The sequence below is a fragment of the Mycobacterium paraterrae genome (assembly GCF_022430545.2).
In the GTDB taxonomy this organism is placed as follows: domain Bacteria; phylum Actinomycetota; class Actinomycetes; order Mycobacteriales; family Mycobacteriaceae; genus Mycobacterium; species Mycobacterium paraterrae.
On record NZ_CP092488.2, the window covers coordinates 813,562 to 833,406 of the forward strand.

Consider the following 19,845-nt stretch of genomic DNA (forward strand, 5'->3'; position numbering starts at 1 on the left):
CAGTTAGAAAACCTGCGCGAGCGGACTCAAGTCGGTACTCGAAGTACCCGGTACCGTCGGTATTGACATCTCTTCGCATCCTCCCTACCGTCGCATTAACGCCGACGAAGGGACGTCAACGATGACTAGTGCGGTAAAGCCCGCCGGCCGCGGCCGCGAAGACTTCGCCGACCGGCTGCTCAAGGGTTCGGTCAAAAAGTCCTACGCGCCCGTCGTCGACATCGACTGGGACGCGCCGCTGGACCCCGACAAGTTCTACCTGCCGCCCCGAATCGTCTCTCTGTACGGAACGCCGTTGTGGGACAATATGACTCGCGCGCAGCGCATCGAATTGTCCCGCCAGGAACTGGTCAACACACTGTCGGCCGGCATCTGGTTCGAGAACATCTTGAACCAGGCGCTGCTACGCAAGATCATGCACAAGGACCCCACCAGTCGGTCGACCCACTACGCGCTCACCGAACTCGGCGACGAGACCCGCCACATGGTGATGTTCGGCAAGGCGATCGAGCGGGTCGGCGCCAAGCCGGTGCGTCCGCGGCTGTATCACCGAATGATCATCAATACGTTGCCGTTCTTCTTCCAGGGCTCGGTGCTATGGGTTGCCGCGCTGATCGGCGAGGAGATCTTCGACTCGCTGCAGCGCCAGATGATGGACGACCCGGAACTGCAGCCGATTGTCCAGCGGCTCATGCGGATTCACGTCACCGAAGAAGCCCGCCACATTCAGTTCGCGCGCGACGGACTGCGCAAGCGGGCACCCCAGATGCGTCGGCCCGAGCGCTGGTTCGTCTCCAACGTCAACGGCCTGGGTGGCTGGTTCTTCCGCTACCTGTTCACCAATAAAGTCCAGTACGCCCGGGCGGGCATGAACCCGCGCGAGGCACGCCGGATCGCGCGCAACAGCGCCCACCGTCGCGATGTGCAGGTAGCGGGGTTCGCGCCGCTCGCCGCGTTCCTGTCCGAGGTCGGGCTGATGGGCCCGCTGGCGCGCCGCGGCTGGACCCGCACCCGGTTCCTGTGACCCGGACCGAGCCGGCCCAGCGGGTCCACGCGATCGTTCTGGTCGGGGACGGCGACGCCGCCACCGAGTTGCTCGCGGCCGGCGTCCACGACTTCGTGATCTTCGACCGCGAGGTGGTCAGCGCGGTGTTCGACGACGACACCGACACGTGGACACTGGCCACCGCGGACGGTGAAAGCTGCCGCGGGCGGGTGGTGATCACGTGCGAGTCTCCGTTTGCGCCGCTGGTCCCGGACCTGTTGGGCCGCAGGGCATTTCGTGGTACAGCGATGCACGCGGCGATGCCGTCGAATTTTTTCGACCCGAGCGGCAAACGGGTCGCGGTGCTCGGCGCCGACTCCGCCGCCGGGGAGCTGATCGAGCAGATGGCCGATGCCGGCGCACACGTCGAGGTGTTTCCGCTGCCGCCCAGGCGCCACGTGCAGCGGCTCCGCCGACGACTGCACCTCCCCCGCCGCCAGCGGGTCGGGGTGGTTGCGTCGCCGATCGAAGAAGTGACCGCAGTTGGCGTTCGCACCGTCGACGGTGTGCACCACGACGCCGACGCGATCGTCTACGGCACCGGCTTCGCCGTACGGGCCGGGCTCCCGGACGACGCGCTGGTGGGCGCCCGCGGCCTGAGCATTCGGCAGGCCTGGGTCGACGGCGCCGAACCGTATCGCGGGGTGGCCGTGCACGGTTTCCCGAACTACTTCACCGTCGGTGGGCCGCACTTCACGGCGGCGATGCGCTACGTCACCGCATGTTTGCGCCTGCTCGGCGACAACACCCGGATCGAGGTTCGCCGCAGCGCGCAAGGCGTCTTCAACGAGCGAGTTCATCTGCACCGGCCACAGTGGGACGTCGACCCCTCTGCATTCGACCTGTCATCCGGCGGGGTACACGACGACATCTACGAGGGCCCGGCAACGCTGACGATCGGTGACAACTCCGAAGCGATACGTGTCCAGCTGACCGGGCGCATCGAGCCCATCGACGGCCAATATCATTGGCAAGGAATGATTCTCGATGATGTGATCACCGACCTGAAGCAGTCGCGCTCGGTGACGGTGACAGTGGGCGACCGCTCTTCCAAAGGACGCATCACCGAGCTGACATCCCAGGGCAGGCATTCGATCGCCGGCATCGGCCAGCCGCCGTTTCCGGAAAACGCATTGCTGCTCAGATAGCCAAGCGCAGGTAATCTGTCGCTGTGCCGCGATGACGGGATTGCCTTCCCAACCCGTTGGGTATGTACCGCACGGGGAAGCGAGCGCAATGCCAACAGACAATCCGGAACTCAGCGTCGTAGCGGTGGGCGCCTCAGCCGGCGGGGTTGAGGCGCTCAAAGAGTTCGTCGCCGGTCTGCCTCCCGATCTGCCCTACGCGGTGCTGGTGGTTCTCCATGTCCCCGCGCGGGCACCCAGCGTGCTGGCGCGGATTTTGGCGCGAGAATCCGCTCTGCCGACCGCGGAAGCCAAGGACGGCGAGCCGATGCAATCCGGCACCATTCGTGTCGCGACGCCGAACCGCCACCTACTTGTCGACGACCATCGAATTGTGTTGTCCGAGGGCCCCACTGAGAACGGTCACCGGCCGGCGGTAAACGCGCTGTTTCGATCGGTGGCGCTGACCTTCGGCCCGCGGGCGGTCAGCGTATTGCTGTCCGGTGTGCTCGACGACGGCACGTTGGGCTCGGCGGCGATCCGGTCGCGCGGCGGCATCACCATTGCCCAGCTCCCCGGTGAAGCTTTGTTCCCGGCGATGCCACTGAATGCCATCGAGGCTGGGGTCGTGGACCACCAAGTCAGCGCACGCGAGGTCGGCTCGTTGCTGAAAAATCTGGCCGGCCGAGATTTCGAGGAACGCGAAATGGAACCTGATCCCAGCATGCAACTGGAGAACCGCATCGCCATGGCGGGCCGGTTCTCCACCGAGATCGACGCCGACGCGCTCGGCCCGCCGTCGGGGTACACCTGTCCCGACTGCAACGGTTCCCTGATTGCCGTGAGCGAAGGCAACTACCGTTGCCGGGTCGGCCATGCGTGGACGGCCGACGCCCTACTCCGAGCCCGCGACGACGAGGTGGAGAACGCGTTGTGGACAGCGATCCGCAGTCTCCAGGAGAAGGCGAAACTGTCGCGCCGCCTGGCGGATCAGGCGAATCCGGGGTCGATCAGCGATCGGTACGACGCAATCGCCCGAGAAGCGGAGCACGCGACCGCGGTTCTCGGTGATCACCTCGCCCAGGTCTACGCCGGTCATAAGGCACCCCATGACGAGTAGGTCGATGAGTCCCTTGACGGTGACCGCCGACACGGCAGGGCTTGCATTCGTGCTTACCGTTGACGGCGTCCTGGACAGCAGCACCTACCTGCAATTGCGCGATGCAATTGTCAAGGCCGCACTGGATGGACCGCGGGCCGTCCTCGTCGACGTCAACAACCTCGCGGTTCCCGCCCCGTCGGCGTGGGCGGTATTTACCAGCGCCCGCTGGCTGGTCGACACCTGGCCGGCGGTCCCGATTCATCTGGTGTGCGGGCATTCCGTGGTGCGCCGCACGATAGCGGCGAACGGCATCACCCGGTATGTGCGCGTACATCCCACGATCGGTGAGGCGCTGTCCGCGTTGACGGACACCACGCGTGCGAGGACGCGCGCCAAGACCCAACTGCCGGCATCACTGGCCAGCCTTCGATCGGCTCGCGAGTTCGTCGCGCAACGGCTCGCCGAGTGGTCATTCGACGACTTGATCGCCTCGACCACGGTGGTCGTGAACGTGTTCGTGGAGAACGTTCTGCAACACACTCCCGGCGGGATGGTGCTGCTGCTCGAGACCGACGGCAACAGCGTCACCGTCTCGGTGCAAGATTCCAGCACCGCTCCCGCGGCGCGCCATGAAGACTCCCGCCGCGGCGGAGAAAGCGTGTCAGGCCTGGCGATCGTTGCGTCGGTGTGCCGCGCGTGGGGTAGCGTGCCGACTCCGTCAGGAAAGACGGTGTGGGCTGTCATAGGACCGGAAAACCGGCTCTAGCCGCGAGTAGTGTCGTTCGCGACCTGCGTCGGCGAACAGGATGACATGGACAACGAAACGGACGAATCGTTCGAGGCTCTACTGCGTTACATGCGTGACTCGCGCGGCTTCGACTTCACTGGCTATAAGCGCACCAGCCTGATGCGAAGGGTGCGTCATCGCATGGCGCACGCCGACTACGAAAGCTTCGAGGAATACCTCGACGTGCTGCAGGCCAGTTCCGACGAATTCGCCGCTCTGTTCAACACGATCCTGATCAACGTCACCGCGTTTTTCCGCGACCGCGACGCCTGGGACTACATCACGTCGGACATTATTCCGCGGCTGCTGGCCGAGCGCGGCCCGGATGCCCCGATCCGGATCTGGAGCGCCGGCTGCGCGTCCGGCCAGGAGGCGTACACGCTGGCGATGTTGCTGGCCGGCGCACTGGGCGCTGAAGCGTTTCGGCAGCGCGTCAAGATCTATGCCACCGACGTCGACGAGGACGCCCTCGCGGAGGCGCGGGCTGCCAGTTACGACGCCAAGGCCGTCGAATCGGTGCCGACCGAGCTGCTGAGCAAGTACTTCGAGCAGAACAACGGGCGCTATACCTTTCACAAAGACTTGCGTCGCGCGGTGATCTTCGGGCGCAACGACCTGGTGAAAGACGCCCCCATCTCACGGGTCGACCTGTTGGTATGCCGCAACACGTTGATGTACATGAATGCCGAGACGCAGCGAAACGTGTTGGGGCGTTTGCATTTTGCCTTGGCGCCACAGGGCACCCTGTTCCTCGGCCATGCCGAGATGTTGCTCAGCCACAGCGACCGGTTCTCGCCGTTGAACCTCAAACACCGCATATTCCGCAAGGCGCCGGGCTCGCACGGAGGATTAGAGCGCTACGATCCCGCCGCGACGATGTACGACCGTCACCCTGATCTAGCTGGCTTAACGACGGTGCGGGACTTGGCATTTCGTGCAAATCCGGTCGCGCAGATCGTGGTGACCGGTGACGACACCGTCGCGATGATCAACCAGCAGGCCGAGAGCATGTTCGGCCTCTCCGCCCGCGACATCGGCCGGCTGTTACGCGACCTGGAGGTGTCTTACCGACCGGTCGAGCTGCGCGCCTACCTGGAACAAGCCAAGGTAGATCGCCGCTCGGCCCGCATCCCGGACGTCAAGTGGCAGCGGGCCGGCGCCGAGACCATATGGTTCGAGATTCACGTCAACCCGTTGATCGACAGCGAGAACGGCCTGCTGGGCGTGTCGATCGTGTTCTTCGATGTCACCGCGACACGCGCGCTGCTGGACAAGGTCGTCGCGACCAACCATCAGCTCGAGGCCGCCTACGAGGAATTGCAGTCGACCAACGAAGAACTCGAGACCACCAACGAGGAGTTGCAGTCGACGGTCGAGGAATTGGAGACCACCAACGAGGAGCTGCAGTCCACCAACGAAGAACTCGAGACGATGAACGAGGAGCTGCAGTCCACCAACGACGAACTGCACACGATCAACGACACGTTGCGCGAGCGCAGCGTCGAACTCGACGACGCTCGCACCTTCCTCGACTCGCTGGTGAACTCGGTCAAACTTGGGCTAGTCGTGGTCGACCGGGAGATGCGGGTCGTGGTGTGGAACCGAGGCTGCGAAGAACTCTGGGGCCTACGCGCCGACGAGACCAACGGCGAACTCCTCATTAGCTTGGACATCGGCCTGCCGATGGAGACCATCCGGCCGTTGATCGGGCACGCCTTCGTCGATCCGGACACTGCCGGTGAAACGACCGTGGAGGCGATCAACCGCCGCGGCCGCGCAACCCAGGTCAGAGTGGTGTGCACCAGCTTTCAGGGTCCTGAGGGCGGCGTGTCGGGAGCGCTGCTGTTAATGGACGCCCAACCCTGAGCGCAGCTGGCCTCGCGCTCCTCTTCCACAACCGCGGCAGCGTCGTGGACGGCAGCGGCCGCGCGATGCATGGCGGCCGAATCTTGGTGCAGCTCACCGGCTCTGTCACGCGCGCGTAGCGCCGCCTGCTCGTGGGACGCCGCGGCCCGGCGGTGGGCAACACTGGCGTCGACATGCCGTGCGGCCGCATCGCGATGCGCCTGTTTGACCCGTTCCAGGGACTCGAGCGCGTGCAACCGCGCGCGATTGACGGTCTCGGGGCTCGCCGGCATCCCCGCGGCCAACTCGGCCCGGCGCTGCTGCAACTCGGCGATCCGTCGGCGGGCAGCTTCGCTCCGCGCCGCGGCGGCCCGCTGGCCCGCCGGCCCGAACTCGGCCGCGATCATTTCTTCGGCTGCTCGAACTCGACGAGTTGATGTGCAACGGCGGCCAGGGGCGTGTTCGAACTCTGCGACAGCCGCTTGAGCAGTTCGAAGGCCTGAACGGCGTCGATCTTGAAGCGCTCCATGATCATTCCCTTGGCCTGGCCGATGATGTCCCGGGACGCCAGCGCACTGCGGAACTGTTCGTCGCGACGCAACATGCTCCAGGCAACCGCGGTGTGGCTGGCCAGGATGTAGCCCATCTCGGCCGCCTCGTTGTCGAAAGCCCGTGGTTTGTCGGCATAGAAGTTCAGCGCGCCCATGTCATTGTGGTCGGCGAACAGCTGGAACGAAATCACCGACCGGATCGGGGTTTCCAGCAGGGCGTGTTTGCAGTAATAGGGCCAGCGCTTCTCGGAATTCATGTCTTCGATCCGAATCAGGTGCTGCTCCCAGGCCGCCGACAGGCATGGCCCCTGCTCGTGACGCTGCTGGATCTCATCGAGCAGGGCGGGATAGCGACCGGTGGCGGACGGACTGTGCACAGTGCCGTCGCGCGAGGCCAGGGTGATCCCGGCGTATTGCGCCCCGGGCATCGCGCCGAGCGCGCTGACGGTCAGGTCAGCCAGGACGGCGTCAACCTCGACGTATTCCTGTTGCTGGAGGGTGTGGACCAGCTCCGCGACTTCACGGATCAGTCCATGGGGCCGGTCTGTCAAGGGGGTCTCCGATCGTCTGCTTCGATCGCTCTGTCGATTATCCAACCGTCATGGGTACCCGGCAACGCCGAATCCGAAGCCCGTCGGCAAAGGTAGGTCCTACTATTCGGACGATCGACGTCGCGAGATGAGGAGTCGGAGTGCGGTTCAGCTACGCGGAAGCGATGACGGATCCCACGTTCTACATTCCGCTGGCGAAAGCAGCCGAAGCCGCCGGCTACGCGAGCATGACGATCCCGGACAGCGTCGCCTACCCGTTTGAGTCGGACTCCAAATATCCGTACACACCCGACGGCAGGCGCGAATTCCTGGACGGCAAAGCATTCATCGAGACGTTCGTGCTGACCGCCGCACTCGGAGCGGTCACGTCGACGTTGCGCTTCAATTTCTTCGTGCTCAAGCTGCCGATCCGCCCGCCAGCATTGGTGGCCAAGCAGGCGGGCTCACTGGCGGCGTTGATCGGCAACCGCGTCGGCCTCGGAGTCGGCACCAGCCCGTGGCCCGAAGACTACGAATTGATGGGTGTTCCATTTGCCAAGCGAGGCAAGCGAATTGACGAGTGTATCGAGATCATTCGCGGTCTCACCACCGGCGACTACTTCGAATTTCACGGCGAGTTCTACGACATTCCGAAGACGAAGATGACGCCGGCTCCGACGGAGCCCATTCCGATCCTGATCGGTGGGCACGCTGACGCCGCCCTGCGCCGCGCGGCCCGCGCCGACGGTTGGATGCATGGCGGCGGGGACCCCGACGAGCTCGACCGACTCATCACCCGGGTCAAGCAACTTCGGGAGGAGCAGGAAAGGTCCGGCCCGTTCGAGATTCACGTCATCTCGGCCGACGGCTTCACCCTCGACGGCGTCAAGCGTCTGGAAGACAAAGGCGTCACCGACGTGATCGTCGGATTCCGCATTCCCTACATCATGGGCCAGGACCCCGAGCCGCTCGACGCCAAGATCCGCAACCTCGAGAAGTTCGCGGAGAATGTGATCGCGAAAGCGTAGGCCCCACACCATGAGTGTCACCGTCGCCGAAATCGACGTCGCCGATGCACCGGAGGTGTGGATACGCGCCGGGTTCACCGTTGACGACGACGCGGTCTGCCGGGTGGGCGACGTTCGGATCCGGCTCGTCGGCCGGGAACGCGGCACCGGCATCGTCGGCTGGTCGTTGCGCGGCCCGCTCTCCGAAGGCCCGCTCGACGGCATCCCGACGACGGGTTCGCGGGCGGTCGCGCCGCAGCCGGCCGAGCATCGCAATGGCGTGACCGCGATCGATCACGTCGTCGTGCTCTCACCCAACCTCGGTCGAACTGTTCGGGCCCTGCAAGCGCTGGGCGTGCAACCGCGTCGGGAGCGGGACGGTGAACTCGGCGGCCGAGCGATCCGGCAGGTCTTCTTCCGCTTCGCGGCGGTGATCATCGAGGTGGTCGGGTCGCCGGACACCACCGACGAAGGCCCGTCGACACTGTGGGGCATCACCTACACCGTTGCCGATATCGACGCGTCGGCGGCCTTTTTTGGCGATCGCACGACGCGCGTCAAAGACGCGGTCCAGCCCGGGCGGCGAATCACCACGCTGCGCCACCACGACCTCGGTATGTCGGTCCGCACCGCGCTGATTTCGGCACCTATTCTCGGCAGGTGACCGACTGCGCCGAGGATTCAGTGATCATCCACACCGACGGCGGCTGCCGGCCGAACCCGGGCCCCGGCGGTTGGGGTGCGGTGCTGCGCCAGCGCCAGCATGTCCGGGAGATGTGCGGCGGCGATCCCGGGGAGACCAGCAACAACCGGATGGAGCTGACCGCACCGATCATGGCGTTGGAGGCACTCACCCGGCCCGTGTCGGTGCACCTCTACACCGACAGCACCTATGTCCGCAACGGCATCACCAAGTGGGTGCTCGGCTGGGAGCGCAACGGATGGCTGACCGCCGCCAAGCAGCCGGTGAAGAACGTCGACCTGTGGCAGCGGCTTCGCCTGGCTTGCGCGCGCCACCGCGTCGAATGGTTCTGGGTAAGAGGACATTCCGGCATCGCCGACAACGAGCTGGCCGACCAGCTGGCGACGCGGGGCCTGCAGGAGGCGATCGCCTCCTACTCCTTGACCACCTCGCCGGGCTGTTTGTCCGGGCGCAGCCCCCGCCAACTGGGTTGACGTAGCCGGCCGTCGGACGTCCATTCGCTATAGCGCACCTCGCCGACCAACGTCGGCCGTACATACGTCACACCCCTGGCGTCCTGCGTGGAAAGCCTCGCGTCGAAGGGTGATTCGTCGGTCTGCAGCGGCTCCAGCGTCTTCTTCAGACTGGCCAGGTCGCGTTCGGTGAAACCGGTGCCGACTCGGCCGGCGAAGTGCAGTCCGCCGGCGGCGGGAATGCCGACCAGCAACGAACCGATGCCGCTGGTGCGACCGCCCTCGCCGGCCCGCCAGCCGCCGATCACCACTTCCTGGGTATTCCAGTACTTGTCCTTGATCCACGATGCCGACCGGCGGCCCGGCTGATATGTCGAGTCGCGTTTCTTGGCGATGACGCCTTCCCACTGCTGCTTGCGGGAGTACTCCAACGCCTCGGGCCCGTCGCCGGGAAGGAGATCGGGAACGATCAAACCACCGGCTGAGCCTAGCGTTTCCAACAGCTTTCGACGGTCCCGATACTTCGCCCGCAACAGCGAGCGACCGTCCAGATACAGCAGGTCGAAGGCACGGAACTCGACGCGGGTGGCGCGGGCCCGGTTCTGCATCTCCGAGAAGCTCGGCACCCCCGACGCATCAAGCGCGACGACCTCACCGTCGAATACGGCGTGATGGTCGGCGAGACCGGCTGCCAGTGAACGTAATTGAGGGAACTCCGCGGTGAGATCACGCCCACTACGGGACCGAAGCCGGATCTCACCGTGGTCGGCGTCGACCAGCAGCCGGTAGCCGTCCCACTTGCCTTCGAACGCCCACTGCGCCGCGGTGAGCTTCTCCACCGAGCCGTGGGTGGCCAGCATCGGCTTCAATTCGTCGAAGGCGAAGACGTGCTGGTCCTTCATCCGGTGCGCCAACCATTGGTTGCCGTTGGTTTGAATCAGCGCGTAACGACCCGAGATTCGCTGCCCGTGCAGCGTCACGATGACTTCGCCCTTCCCATCACCGTCTTGGCCGGGGTCGTTGAACTTCTCAGTGTCGTAGGTGCCGTAGTCCCAGATGATGACCTTCCCGCCGCCGTACTCGCCCTTCGGGATCGTGCCCTCGAACGTTCCGTATTCCAGCGGATGGTCTTCGGTGTGGACCGCCAAATGGTTCACCGCGGTTGTCTCGGGAAGGTTCTTCGGCACGGCCCAGGACACCAGCACGCCGTCACGCTCGAGGCGGAAGTCGTAGTGCAGGCGGCGGGCGTGATGCTCTTGGATGACGAATGTGTTTCCCTGTCCGGCAGCAGGTTTGCTATTGGGCACCGGCTCCGGCGTCTTGCCGGCATCACGCATGCTGCGGTACTTGGTCAGCCGGTCGGGGAGGCGAACATCGGAGTCCAGCGGCTCCAACAGGTCGCCGTCGCGTTCGACCCGCTCGAGCACTTCGTCGTAGCGGAGCTGGCGAAGCTTCTTGTCGTCCAACTCATCCCAGGTGCGCGGCGCGGCGACGGTCGGATGGTCACGGCCGCGCAGCGAATAGGGGGCGATGGTCGTTTTCGCGCCGTTGTTCTGGCTCCAGTCGAGGAAGATCTTGCCCGCCCGCAGGCTCTTGGTCATCGTGGCGGTGACCAGCTTGGGCATCGTCTTCTCCAGTTGCAGCGCAATGCGTTTGGCCAGGACTGACGCGCCGCGACTACTTACCGGGTTGTCCAGCGGGCTGTAGAGGTGCAGCCCTTTACTGCCACTGGTGAGCGGAAACGTGGTCAGACCGATGTCGGTGAGCACATCGCGGACGGCGCGGGCCACGGTGGCAAGTTGCGCCATCGTCACGCCTTCGCCCGGGTCGAGGTCGAATACCAACCGGGTCGCCGGACCCGGCTTGAGTTCTTCACCTTTGCGGGTCCACTCCGCCTCGAAACGCCATTGCGGCACATGGACTTCCAGCGCGGCCTGCTGGGCGATCCACGCCAGGCCGTCGACGGTGTCGATGATCGGATAGGTCGTGGTACCCGATCGATGGGTGATGCTGCCGCGCGGCAACCACTCCGGTGCCGATGCGGCCAACTGCTTTTCGAAGAACGACGACTGCTGAACGCCATTGGGCCAGCGCTTACGGGTCGCCGGTCGGCCTGCGATATGCGGCAGCATGAATTCTGAAACACGAACGTAATACTCGAAAATCTCGGCTTTGGTGGTGCCGTCAGCGGGGTATAGCACCTTGTCGGCGTTCGTCAAATTGACCCGCAGTGCCATGGTTGTCAATTTACGCCGCGAATCAATGGCCTCACCACGGATGATGCTCATTTGATGCAGTTTTCGCGCGATCGGCCATCGTGACGAGTCCCACTAAACGGTTTAAGTTAAGCGCTGGCTGTGGACATAGTGGGTTATGCGAAAAGTGATTCCATGGCGGCCAAGCGCCGGAGTTCCACTCAGCAACGACACTCTCGACACCATCCCCATGCGCGCTCAGGGAATCGAGATACCAACTTACGATCGATCTACCCTGCAACGCGGCGTCGTACACATCGGCGCCGGAAATTTTCATCGCGCGCATCAAGCCGTCTACTTCGACGACCTCGCGTGCAAGGGTGTTTCGAACAGTTGGGGAGTCACCGGGGTCAGTTTGCGCTCCCGCGACGTCAAGGACGTGTTGTCGGCGCAAGACGGGCTCTATACAGTCGTCGAGCGCGGCCACGACGGCGAGACGGCCCGGGTGGTCGGGTCGATCGGCTCGGTGCACTACGCGCCCAACGACGGTGCCGCTGTACGCGCCGCGCTCGCCGATCCCCGCACCCGAGTAGTCAGCCTGACCATCACCGGCAACGGCTACTTTCTCGATCCGGCGACCCGGGAGTTCGACACCACCCATCCCGACGTGCGGGCCGACCTGACCAGCTCGGGTCCCTATGTCACCGCGTGGGGCTATCTGGCCGAGGCACTGGCGCTGCGCCGGCGCGCCGGCACCGCGCCCTTCACTGTGCTTTGCTGCGACAACATTGCCGACAACACCCAGGCGGCGCGCACGGCGCTGGTCTCGTTCGCCGCGCTCAAAGATCCCCACCTGGCCCGTTGGATCGACACCCATGTCGCGTTCCCTTCGACCATGGTCGACCGGATCACCCCGCAGACCTCCGAAGACGAGGTCGAGTTCGTCCGCAAGGCCTTCGGCATCGCCGACAAGTGGCCGGTTCTCACCGAACCGCACAGCCAATGGGTGATCGAGGACAATTTCTGCGACGGTCGTCCCCCGCTGGAGGAGGTCGGTGCTCAATTCGTCACCGACGTCAGGGACCACAAGTTGATCAAGACCCGGATGCTGAACGGCACGCACATCGCGATGTCGTGCCTGGCGATGCTGGCCGGGTACCGGCGAACCGACGAGGCGATGCGTAATAAGGCCCTCTACGCGTTTACCGAGCAGTTACTCCGCGACGAGATCCAACCGTTGCTGCCGCCGGTACCCGGAATGAACACCGCCGAGTACCGGCACTCGCTGCTCGTGCGGCTCAGCAACCCGCAAATGCCCGACCAGCTGTCGCGGCTGGCCCGGCGGGGTTCGGAGAAGATCGCGTCGTTCCTGCTGCCATCGCTGCGCGAGGCGATCGAGCAGCACCGTCCGCACACTCTGCTGATGGTGGCCCTCGCCGGGTGGATCCGCTATCTGCGGGGCTACGACTGCGCGGGACGCGTGATCAATGTCGACGACCCGGAGAAGGATCTGCTGACCAAGCTCGCGACGATGGGTGGCAACAATCCCGAGCCTGTGCTGCGTCATGAGGTCTTCGCCGAACTTCGGACGATTCCTGGATTTACCCACCGCCTGCACGCGATGATCAGTGACATCGACGAGTTGGGTGTCGTTCCCACGCTGCACCGGGCGTTGCGGGACGAGGCGCGGGAGTTGGTGTCGTAGATGAGCCGGCCCCTCGAATTCGTGCGCCCCTTCGACCCGTCGAGCATCACCACGCTGCTCCTCGATGCCGACGACAACCTCTTTCCCTCCGAGTCCCCGGCATTCGACGCCTCCGCAGTGGTGACCACGCAGTTTCTGGCCAGGTTCGGCGTCGACTCGCCGCTCAGCGGCGACCAGCTGCGAAAGAAGGCTGTGGGTAAGAACTTCCGCAGCACCGCAACCGATCTGGCGGTGCTGAGTGGGATTCCTTTCGACAAAACGCTCGCCGACGGCAAACCCGAGGCGCGGGTGGCTTCCGACAGTGAACTCGCCGACGGTCACGCGCTCACCGCCGCCGAACTCGAAACTTGGGTTCGCCGAGAGCGTGAGCAGGTGACCGCTCACCTGGCAGTGACACTCACCCCCGACCCGGAAGTGCTTGAACCACTTCAAGATCTATCGACGCGCTTCGCCATGGCCGCGGTCAGCTCGAGCGCCCTCGCCCGGCTGAAAGCGTCCTTCACCGCCGCCGGACTCGACGACCTCATACCCGAGGCGGTGCGATTCAGCGCGGAAGACTCGCTGCCGGTACCGACCAGCAAGCCCGACCCCGCGGTATACCTCGAAGCCGGCCGGGTGCTGGAAGTCGACGGGCCGCACGGATTGGCCGTAGAGGACTCGGTCCCCGGTGTGAAGTCCGCTGTGGCCGCCGGCTATCACGCCATCGGTAACGTCATGTTCGTGCCCGCCGACGAACGTCAGAGCCGCATCAGGGAATTGATCGACGCCGGTGCTATCGCCGTCACGGACTCGTGGCGAGCACTCGCCGATGCGTTGATCGTGACAGCTGTGACGAGCGGGGGGTCCGCACTCACGTAGGGATCACCACCGGTGAAAGGAGTTGTGCAGCCGTGGCTGACGCAGTGACCCTGAATAATTCAGCGCTCAAGGATTTACCGATCGACGCTCCAAGGTACGACCGCGGCGATGTCAGCGTCGGCATCGCTCACATCGGTGCCGGGCACTTCCACCGCGCGCATCAAGCCGCGTACATCAACCTGTTGCTGCAGCAAGGCCTGGCCAAGGACTGGGGTATCTGCGGCATCGGCGTGATGCCCGCCGACTGGACCATGCGCGACGTATTGACTGGCCAGGACGGCCTTTACACGCTGATCTTGGAGCACCCCGACGGCACGCGGGGCGCTCAGGTGATCGGTTCGATCATCGACTACCGCTATGCCCCCGATGATCCGGAATCCGCCCTGGAGATGCTGGCCGCGCCGACGACACGCATCATCTCGCTGACCATCACCGAGGGCGGATACCGCGATCCGGACGGTCCCGCGTTTGCATTGATCACCGAGGCTCTGGCCAGGCGCCGCGCGCGCGGCATTCCCGCGCCGACCATCGTGTCCTGCGACAACATCGAGGGCAACGGTGACGTTGCCAGACGGACCGTGCTGGCCGGCGCCGAACGGGTCGATCCCGAACTTGCCGAGTGGATCGGCGCCCACGCCGAGTTCCCGAACTCGATGGTCGACCGCATCACTCCGGCAACGACTTTGGAGATGGCCGCCGAAGTGCGACGGGACTTCGGCGTCGACGACCGCTGGCCGGTGGTGGCCGAGCCGTTCAGCGCATGGGTGATCGAAGATACGTTCGCCGATGGTCGACCGCCGCTGGAGAAGGCGGGCGTCCTGGTGGTCGACGACGTGCGGCCGTACGAGTTGATGAAGCTGCGCATGCTCAATGCCGGACACCAGTGCCTGTGCTACTTCGCCCACCTGTGCGGCTTCGAGTTCGTTCACGACGCGGCCCAGGATCCGTTGTTTGCCAAGTATTTACGGGCTTACTTCGACAACGAGGCGATTCCGACCCTGCCGCCGGTGCCCGGCATCGATTTGCACGAGTTCGGCAGCACGCTGGTCGACCGGTTCGCCAACCCCGCGGTGCGTGACACCGTCGCGCGGATCTGCGCCTATTCATCCGACCGCATCCCGAAATTCCTGTTCCCGGTCATCTGCGACAACCTGGCCAACGACGGTCCGGTGGCGATGGCCTCTGCGGCGGTGGCCAGTTGGGCGCGCTACGCCGAAGGCGTCGACGAGTGGGGCGAGCCCTACGAGGTGCTCGATCGACTGGCCGACGCGCTGGTGCCGATCGCGCGGTCGCAGCATCAGAACCCGAACGCGTTTATCGAGATCACAGCTGTCTTCGCGGACCTAGCTCATCAGCACCGATTCGTCGAGGCGTACCGCTGGGCGCTGGACTCGTTGCACACCAAAGGTGCTCGCGCGACCTTGGAGGCGTTGCTGCAGTGAGCCGCGGGCTGGTGATCGGCGAAGCGCTGATCGACATCGTCCAGGATGGCCGTCGGGTTGTCGGCGAGCACGTCGGTGGGAGTCCACTCAACGTGGCGGTCGGTTTGGCGCGGCTGGGCCGTGACGTCGATTTCCTCACCCACATCGGCGACGACGCCTACGGCCGTCGCATCGCGGAGTATGTCAAAGCCTCTGGGGCGCAGCTGGTTTCGGGTAGCAACACCGCGGACCGAACGACGACGGCACGCGCAACGGTGGCCGCCGACGGCTCAGCAAGCTACGAATTCGACCTGGACTGGCAACTATCCGCGACGCCACCGGTGGTGCCGCCGCTCGTCGTGCACACCGGATCGATTGCCGCAGTGCACGACCCGGGTGCTCTGGCCGTTGCGGCGCTCGTCGACACCTACCGGGTATCGGCGACCGTCAGCTTCGATCCGAACGTGCGGCCGTCGCTGATCGTCGACCGTGACCTGGCCCGCGGGCGCATCGAGCATCTCGTCGAGCGCAGCGACATCGTCAAGGTCAGCGAGGAAGACCTGTGCTGGCTGGATCCGAAGCGTAAGCCGGAAGACATCGCCCAGGCCTGGCAGTCGACGGGTCCCGCAATCGTCGCGGTGACGATGGCGGATCAGGGTGCCCAGGCCGTCTGCGCGGCCGGGATGGTGCGCGTGCCGGCGCGTTCGGCGCAGGTCGTCGACACCGTCGGAGCCGGCGACTCGTTCATGGTCGGCCTGCTCGACGCGCTGTGGGAGCAAGGCCTGCTGGGCGCCGATCGACGACCGGCGCTCGGCGGCGTGGATCTCGAGACGCTGACCGAGGCGCTGGAGGCCGGCAGCGCGGCGGCCGCGGTGACCGTCGGCCGCGCCGGGGCTGACCTGCCAGATCGGGAAGCATTGGCCGCCGCGGCGCAGCAGCGATAGAGGCGTATCCGCGCGTCGGTGTGGGCATACTGGCAGCATGCGTTCGATCTGGAAGGGTTCGATCTCGTTCGGGCTGGTCAACGTCCCGGTCAAGGTCTACAGCGCGACCCAGGACCACGACATCAAGTTCCACCAGGTGCATGCCAAGGACAACGGCCGCATCCGGTACAAGCGGGTGTGCGAGGTCGACGGCGAGGTCGTCGAATACCGGGATATCGCGCGGGCCTACGAATCCGACGACGGCCAGATGGTGATCATCACCGACGACGACATCGCGACGCTGCCCGAGGAGCGCAGCCGCGAGATCGAAGTGCTGGAGTTCGTCCCGGCCAGCGAACTCGACCCGATGATGTACGACAAGAGCTACTTCCTCGAGCCGGACGGTAAGTCGACGAAATCCTATGTGCTGCTGGCCAAGACGTTAGCCGAGACCGACCGGGTGGCGATTGTCCACTTTGCGCTGCGCAACAAGACCCGGCTTGCGGCGTTGCGGGTCAAGGACTTCAGCAAGCGTGAAGTGATGGTGATCCACACGCTGTTGTGGCCCGACGAGATCCGCGACCCCGACTTTCCGGTGCTCGACAAAAAGGTCGAGGTGAAACCCGCCGAGCTGAAGATGGCCGGCCAGGTCGTCGAGTCGATGGCCGACGACTTCGACCCCGACCGCTACCACGACGATTATCAGGAACAGCTGCAGGAGCTGGTCACCGCGAAACTCGAAGGCGGCGAGGCCTTCACCACCGAAGAACAACCCAAGGAACTCGACGAGACCGAAGACGTCTCGGACCTGTTGGCCAAACTGGAAGCCAGCGTCAAGGCGCGCTCGGAGAAAGCCCCGGCCAAGAAAGCGCCGGCGAAGAAGACCGCAGCCAAGAAGGCGCCGGCGAAGAACACCGCCGCGAATAAGGCTGCGGCCAAAAAGGCGCCCGCCAAGAAAGCCGCCGCCAAGCGTTAGACCGCCGAACGGCGGAATCTGTTCAGTTTCACCGCGAGCGTCCGGTAGCCGGCGGTATGGTCGGCGACTAGTGCGGCATTCGAGGCCGCGTGCAGGAAGAACTCCACATGGGTCGCATCCAGATAACAGGACTCGCAATCGCGGCGACCGCCGCGATGTACTGCACTCTCGCCCTGGCTCCGGCTGCGCACGCAGATCCGCCCATTTGCGGAACCCCGGACCGACCATGCGCCGGTCCCAGCCCGCTGACCCCCGAACAGCAGTGCGCACTCACCGCGTGGCGCACGATGATGCCCTGCAACTGGCTCGGTCAGCAGGTGCCGCAGGGTACCCCAGGAAGCTGGGGTTGAGCGTAAACCGCTGAGGCATAGCAACTTTGGGAGGTGCAATGACGCCATCGACCGGCTATCGCCTACTCCGGATCGCCCTCGCCTTCTTCGGCACGGTGATGCTACTGCTCTACCCGCTGGCCGTGGTGTGGCCGTCGGGATGGGCATGGCACCACGGTGCGCCATACGAGTCCGACTATTTCATGATGATCGTCGGCCTGTACGCGACGCTGGGAGTGTTTGTCTGGAACGCGGCGCGCCGACCGGAGGACAACATCAGCCTCATCTGGTTCACCGTCTGGTCCAGCGTGGTGCACGCCGTGGTGATGGCGGTCGAGTCGCTGAGCAACGAGCATCACCGGGGGCACCTGTGGGGCGATGTGCCAGCATTGCTGCTGGCCGCGATCGTGCTGGCGGTCTTGGTTCGCGCGTCGGGTATCGGCGGAGCGGGTGACCGATTGCCGCGCGAAGTGACGTGATTTGCATTAGCGTTATCGCATGGAAGTCCGATGTACCAGGTGGGCTGCGCCGCTGTTCGCGGTCGCGGTCATGTGCGCTGCGCCCGCGTCGGCCGATGCCACCGATGACGCGGTGGTCGCGGCGCTGGCCAAACGCAACATCGTCATCACCGACGACAATCGCGGCACGATGTTATCCGAGGCTCACATGGTGTGCGATGGCCTCGACAAGCACTACAACACAAGCGCTTTGGCCATGAAGCTGGTCGGGGACACCGATCTGAACTTCAGCCAATCCAGCTACTTCATCGGTGTGGCCGTATCGGCCTATTGCCCTCAGTACAAGGGGTCCAGTCCAGTATCCCGCGACACCGCGGGGTAATCGTCGCGTCGCCCTAGAAGGGCGGCGGTTCGTCTGACGACGCGCGGGCGTGGCGGAGTGCACGCTGCCGAGCGAGGCGTTCGTTGCGATTCTTGTTGCGCTCGGCGGTGATTCGCTGAGCACGCTGCTGGCTGCGCGTCCGGCTGCGGATCGGCATCATTGCGGTGCGGTCGCCGCAGCGGACGTCTACGTCCGGCGGCGGAGGCACGTCGCCGGTAGGCACCGTCAGCGCGGGAAACAGGATGGCGCTGCCGGGGCTGGTCACATAGGTCTGTCCCGAGGGCAGCGTCCAGATCACGGTTCCGTCAGCCAGCTGCCTGTCCTTCCAGCCCCAGAAGGTCTTGAGCAGGTGATGTTTTCGACATAGGCACTTCAGGTTGGAGGGATGGGTCGCTCCGCCCTCGGCGAATGGCACGCTGTGGTCGAGGTCGCAGCGGACCGCCGGCACGTCACATCCCGGCGCTCGGCAGGTGAGGTCGCGGCAGCGGACGAAGTCGGCCAGGGCGGTTGACGGCGTGTACCGCGGTTCAGGGCCCGACGGAAAACTCAACGGCCGCAACGTCGCCGATTTCGCCAGCTCGGCGATCACGTGCGGCGGTATCAACTCGTCCACCCCTGCCATGAAGCCAGGCGTGGTCCCGGTGCCGGCGACGCCGCCTTGGTCTGCCACCACGTGGATGACCACGTTGCGGTCGCGCAGGGAGTCCTGCGCCCGCGGGCAGTCCGGACCTCCGCACGTGCATCTCATCCGATCGGCACCCGCGACCAAGGCGGTCAACGCATCGGCCCGGCGCTGCGCCGTAGTTCGCGGGTCAGCGTCACACACCGTGCCCGCCAGTTGATTCAAGCGGCGGTCCAGCGCCTGCGCGGTGCTGGCGAACACGTTGCCGTAGACCTCGGCGATGCCCGACAACGATGGCGAGACATTGAGATAGCGATCCTTGACCTCTCTGTCCGCGCGACGAATCGCGTCGCGGTCCACCCGCGCGACGATCGCATCCACCCGCATCGACAATCGGCCACGCGTCAACGACGGCCAGCGCGGCGCCCGCACTGCGATCTCGTCGTCGACGGCGGCCAGCGCCTTTTCGTCGGTGATCAGCGCGGTGCGGGTAGCGATGACGTTGAACATTGCGTAGTTGATGTCGCCGGATGCCAGACACTCGCCGACCTTGGGCAGTCGCTCCCGCAATATCTCGGCGTCGCTCATGTACCTGGACGCCAATGCGCGGCTAATCCGAAGCGCGGCAGCCAGTTCGGCGGAGATCTCATCCCACGCGTCAGCGGCCCACTCAGAGCGGGGCCCATGCTGGCGGTACCGCAACTTCATCAGATCGGCGACCGCGTTGAGTCGCCGCGCGGTCGCCTGCGATTCCGCGCGCGCCGCCGAGCACGCTCGCTCGATCACATCATTTTCGAACATACATTCGATGGTGCCATATGCCACCGACA

General features: G+C 65.0%; 19 protein-coding genes. 15 read left to right on the forward strand and 4 right to left on the reverse strand.

Features of this window, described 5'->3' with window-relative positions; genetic code table 11:
- Positions 1-121: 121 nt before the first annotated feature.
- From MKK62_RS03740 to MKK62_RS03760, 5 genes are all read left to right on the forward strand, one after another.
- On the forward strand, positions 122-1,024 hold the full coding sequence (locus MKK62_RS03740) for an AurF N-oxygenase family protein (protein ID WP_240262353.1): 903 nt from the start codon (positions 122-124) through the stop codon (positions 1,022-1,024).
- On the forward strand, positions 1,021-2,193 hold the full coding sequence (locus tag MKK62_RS03745) for a DUF4873 domain-containing protein (RefSeq protein WP_240262352.1): 1,173 nt from the start codon (positions 1,021-1,023) through the stop codon (positions 2,191-2,193). The genes MKK62_RS03740 and MKK62_RS03745 overlap by 4 nt, the downstream gene beginning before the upstream one ends.
- Positions 2,194-2,281: 88 nt before the next feature.
- Entirely contained in the window at positions 2,282-3,289 is a 1,008-nt protein-coding gene (locus MKK62_RS03750) for a chemotaxis protein CheB (RefSeq protein ID WP_240262351.1), read from the forward strand.
- Positions 3,290-3,293: 4 nt separating this feature from the next.
- Entirely contained in the window at positions 3,294-4,037 is a 744-nt protein-coding gene (locus MKK62_RS03755) for an STAS domain-containing protein (RefSeq protein ID WP_240262350.1), read from the forward strand.
- A 45-nt stretch (positions 4,038-4,082) separates the two neighbouring features.
- Positions 4,083-5,924 carry a CheR family methyltransferase gene (locus MKK62_RS03760; RefSeq protein WP_240262349.1) on the forward strand — a complete coding sequence of 614 codons (1,842 nt, stop codon included), beginning with the start codon at positions 4,083-4,085 and terminating at the stop codon, positions 5,922-5,924.
- On the opposite strand, the gene MKK62_RS03765 is transcribed toward MKK62_RS03760, so the two are convergent.
- Both MKK62_RS03765 and MKK62_RS03770 read right to left on the reverse strand, forming a co-directional pair.
- Positions 5,867-6,310, reverse strand: coding sequence for a hypothetical protein (locus MKK62_RS03765; RefSeq protein ID WP_240262348.1), 444 nt, complete (start codon positions 6,308-6,310; stop codon positions 5,867-5,869). The genes MKK62_RS03760 and MKK62_RS03765 overlap by 58 nt on opposite strands.
- Entirely contained in the window at positions 6,307-7,005 is a 699-nt protein-coding gene (locus MKK62_RS03770; RefSeq protein ID WP_240262347.1) for a GAF and ANTAR domain-containing protein, read from the reverse strand. The genes MKK62_RS03765 and MKK62_RS03770 overlap by 4 nt, the downstream gene beginning before the upstream one ends.
- Before the next feature lie 140 nt (positions 7,006-7,145).
- Here MKK62_RS03770 and MKK62_RS03775 point away from each other — a divergent pair, with 140 nt between their 5' ends.
- Genes MKK62_RS03775 through rnhA form a run of 3 tightly spaced genes read left to right on the forward strand, consistent with a single transcriptional unit; the run spans position 7,146 to position 9,167 of the window.
- Positions 7,146-8,012: a TIGR03619 family F420-dependent LLM class oxidoreductase gene (locus MKK62_RS03775; protein ID WP_240262346.1), complete on the forward strand. Its 867-nt coding sequence runs from the start codon at positions 7,146-7,148 to the stop codon at positions 8,010-8,012.
- A 10-nt stretch (positions 8,013-8,022) separates the two neighbouring features.
- Positions 8,023-8,655, forward strand: a complete 633-nt coding sequence (locus tag MKK62_RS03780) for a VOC family protein (protein WP_240262345.1) — start codon at positions 8,023-8,025, stop codon at positions 8,653-8,655.
- A complete protein-coding gene (gene rnhA, locus MKK62_RS03785; protein ID WP_240262344.1) occupies positions 8,652-9,167 on the forward strand; it encodes a ribonuclease HI in 516 nt (171 codons plus the stop codon). The genes MKK62_RS03780 and rnhA overlap by 4 nt, the downstream gene beginning before the upstream one ends.
- Here the strand turns inward: rnhA and MKK62_RS03790 are convergent.
- Positions 9,107-11,383, reverse strand: a complete 2,277-nt coding sequence (locus tag MKK62_RS03790) for an ATP-dependent DNA ligase (RefSeq protein ID WP_240262343.1) — start codon at positions 11,381-11,383, stop codon at positions 9,107-9,109. The genes rnhA and MKK62_RS03790 overlap by 61 nt on opposite strands.
- Positions 11,384-11,519: 136 nt before the next feature.
- On the opposite strand from MKK62_RS03790, the gene MKK62_RS03795 reads away from it, so the two are divergent.
- The 7 genes from MKK62_RS03795 (at position 11,520) to MKK62_RS03825 (ending at position 18,393) form a co-directional block, all read left to right on the forward strand.
- The gene (locus MKK62_RS03795) at positions 11,520-13,046 is read left to right on the forward strand and encodes a mannitol dehydrogenase family protein (protein WP_350355745.1); all 1,527 of its coding nucleotides are present in this window, start codon (positions 11,520-11,522) and stop codon (positions 13,044-13,046) included.
- Positions 13,047-13,904 carry an HAD family hydrolase gene (locus MKK62_RS03800; RefSeq protein ID WP_240262341.1) on the forward strand — a complete coding sequence of 286 codons (858 nt, stop codon included), beginning with the start codon at positions 13,047-13,049 and terminating at the stop codon, positions 13,902-13,904.
- Positions 13,905-13,936: 32 nt separating this feature from the next.
- Positions 13,937-15,346 carry a mannitol dehydrogenase family protein gene (locus tag MKK62_RS03805; protein WP_240262340.1) on the forward strand — a complete coding sequence of 470 codons (1,410 nt, stop codon included), beginning with the start codon at positions 13,937-13,939 and terminating at the stop codon, positions 15,344-15,346.
- The gene (locus MKK62_RS03810) at positions 15,343-16,269 is read left to right on the forward strand and encodes a carbohydrate kinase family protein (RefSeq protein WP_240262339.1); all 927 of its coding nucleotides are present in this window, start codon (positions 15,343-15,345) and stop codon (positions 16,267-16,269) included. The genes MKK62_RS03805 and MKK62_RS03810 overlap by 4 nt, the downstream gene beginning before the upstream one ends.
- A 37-nt stretch (positions 16,270-16,306) precedes the next feature.
- Complete coding sequence (gene ku / locus MKK62_RS03815) at positions 16,307-17,224, forward strand: non-homologous end joining protein Ku (protein WP_240262338.1); 918 nt, start codon at positions 16,307-16,309, stop codon at positions 17,222-17,224.
- A 388-nt stretch (positions 17,225-17,612) separates the two neighbouring features.
- Complete coding sequence (locus MKK62_RS03820) at positions 17,613-18,032, forward strand: DUF6632 domain-containing protein (protein ID WP_240262337.1); 420 nt, start codon at positions 17,613-17,615, stop codon at positions 18,030-18,032.
- Between the two features lie 19 nt (positions 18,033-18,051).
- Positions 18,052-18,393 carry a DUF732 domain-containing protein gene (locus MKK62_RS03825; RefSeq protein ID WP_240262336.1) on the forward strand — a complete coding sequence of 114 codons (342 nt, stop codon included), beginning with the start codon at positions 18,052-18,054 and terminating at the stop codon, positions 18,391-18,393.
- Between the two features lie 13 nt (positions 18,394-18,406).
- Here MKK62_RS03825 and MKK62_RS03830 read toward each other — a convergent pair whose 3' ends face one another.
- Positions 18,407-19,816, reverse strand: a complete 1,410-nt coding sequence (locus tag MKK62_RS03830) for an HNH endonuclease signature motif containing protein (RefSeq protein WP_240262335.1) — start codon at positions 19,814-19,816, stop codon at positions 18,407-18,409.
- Between the last annotated feature and the right edge of the window lie 29 nt (positions 19,817-19,845).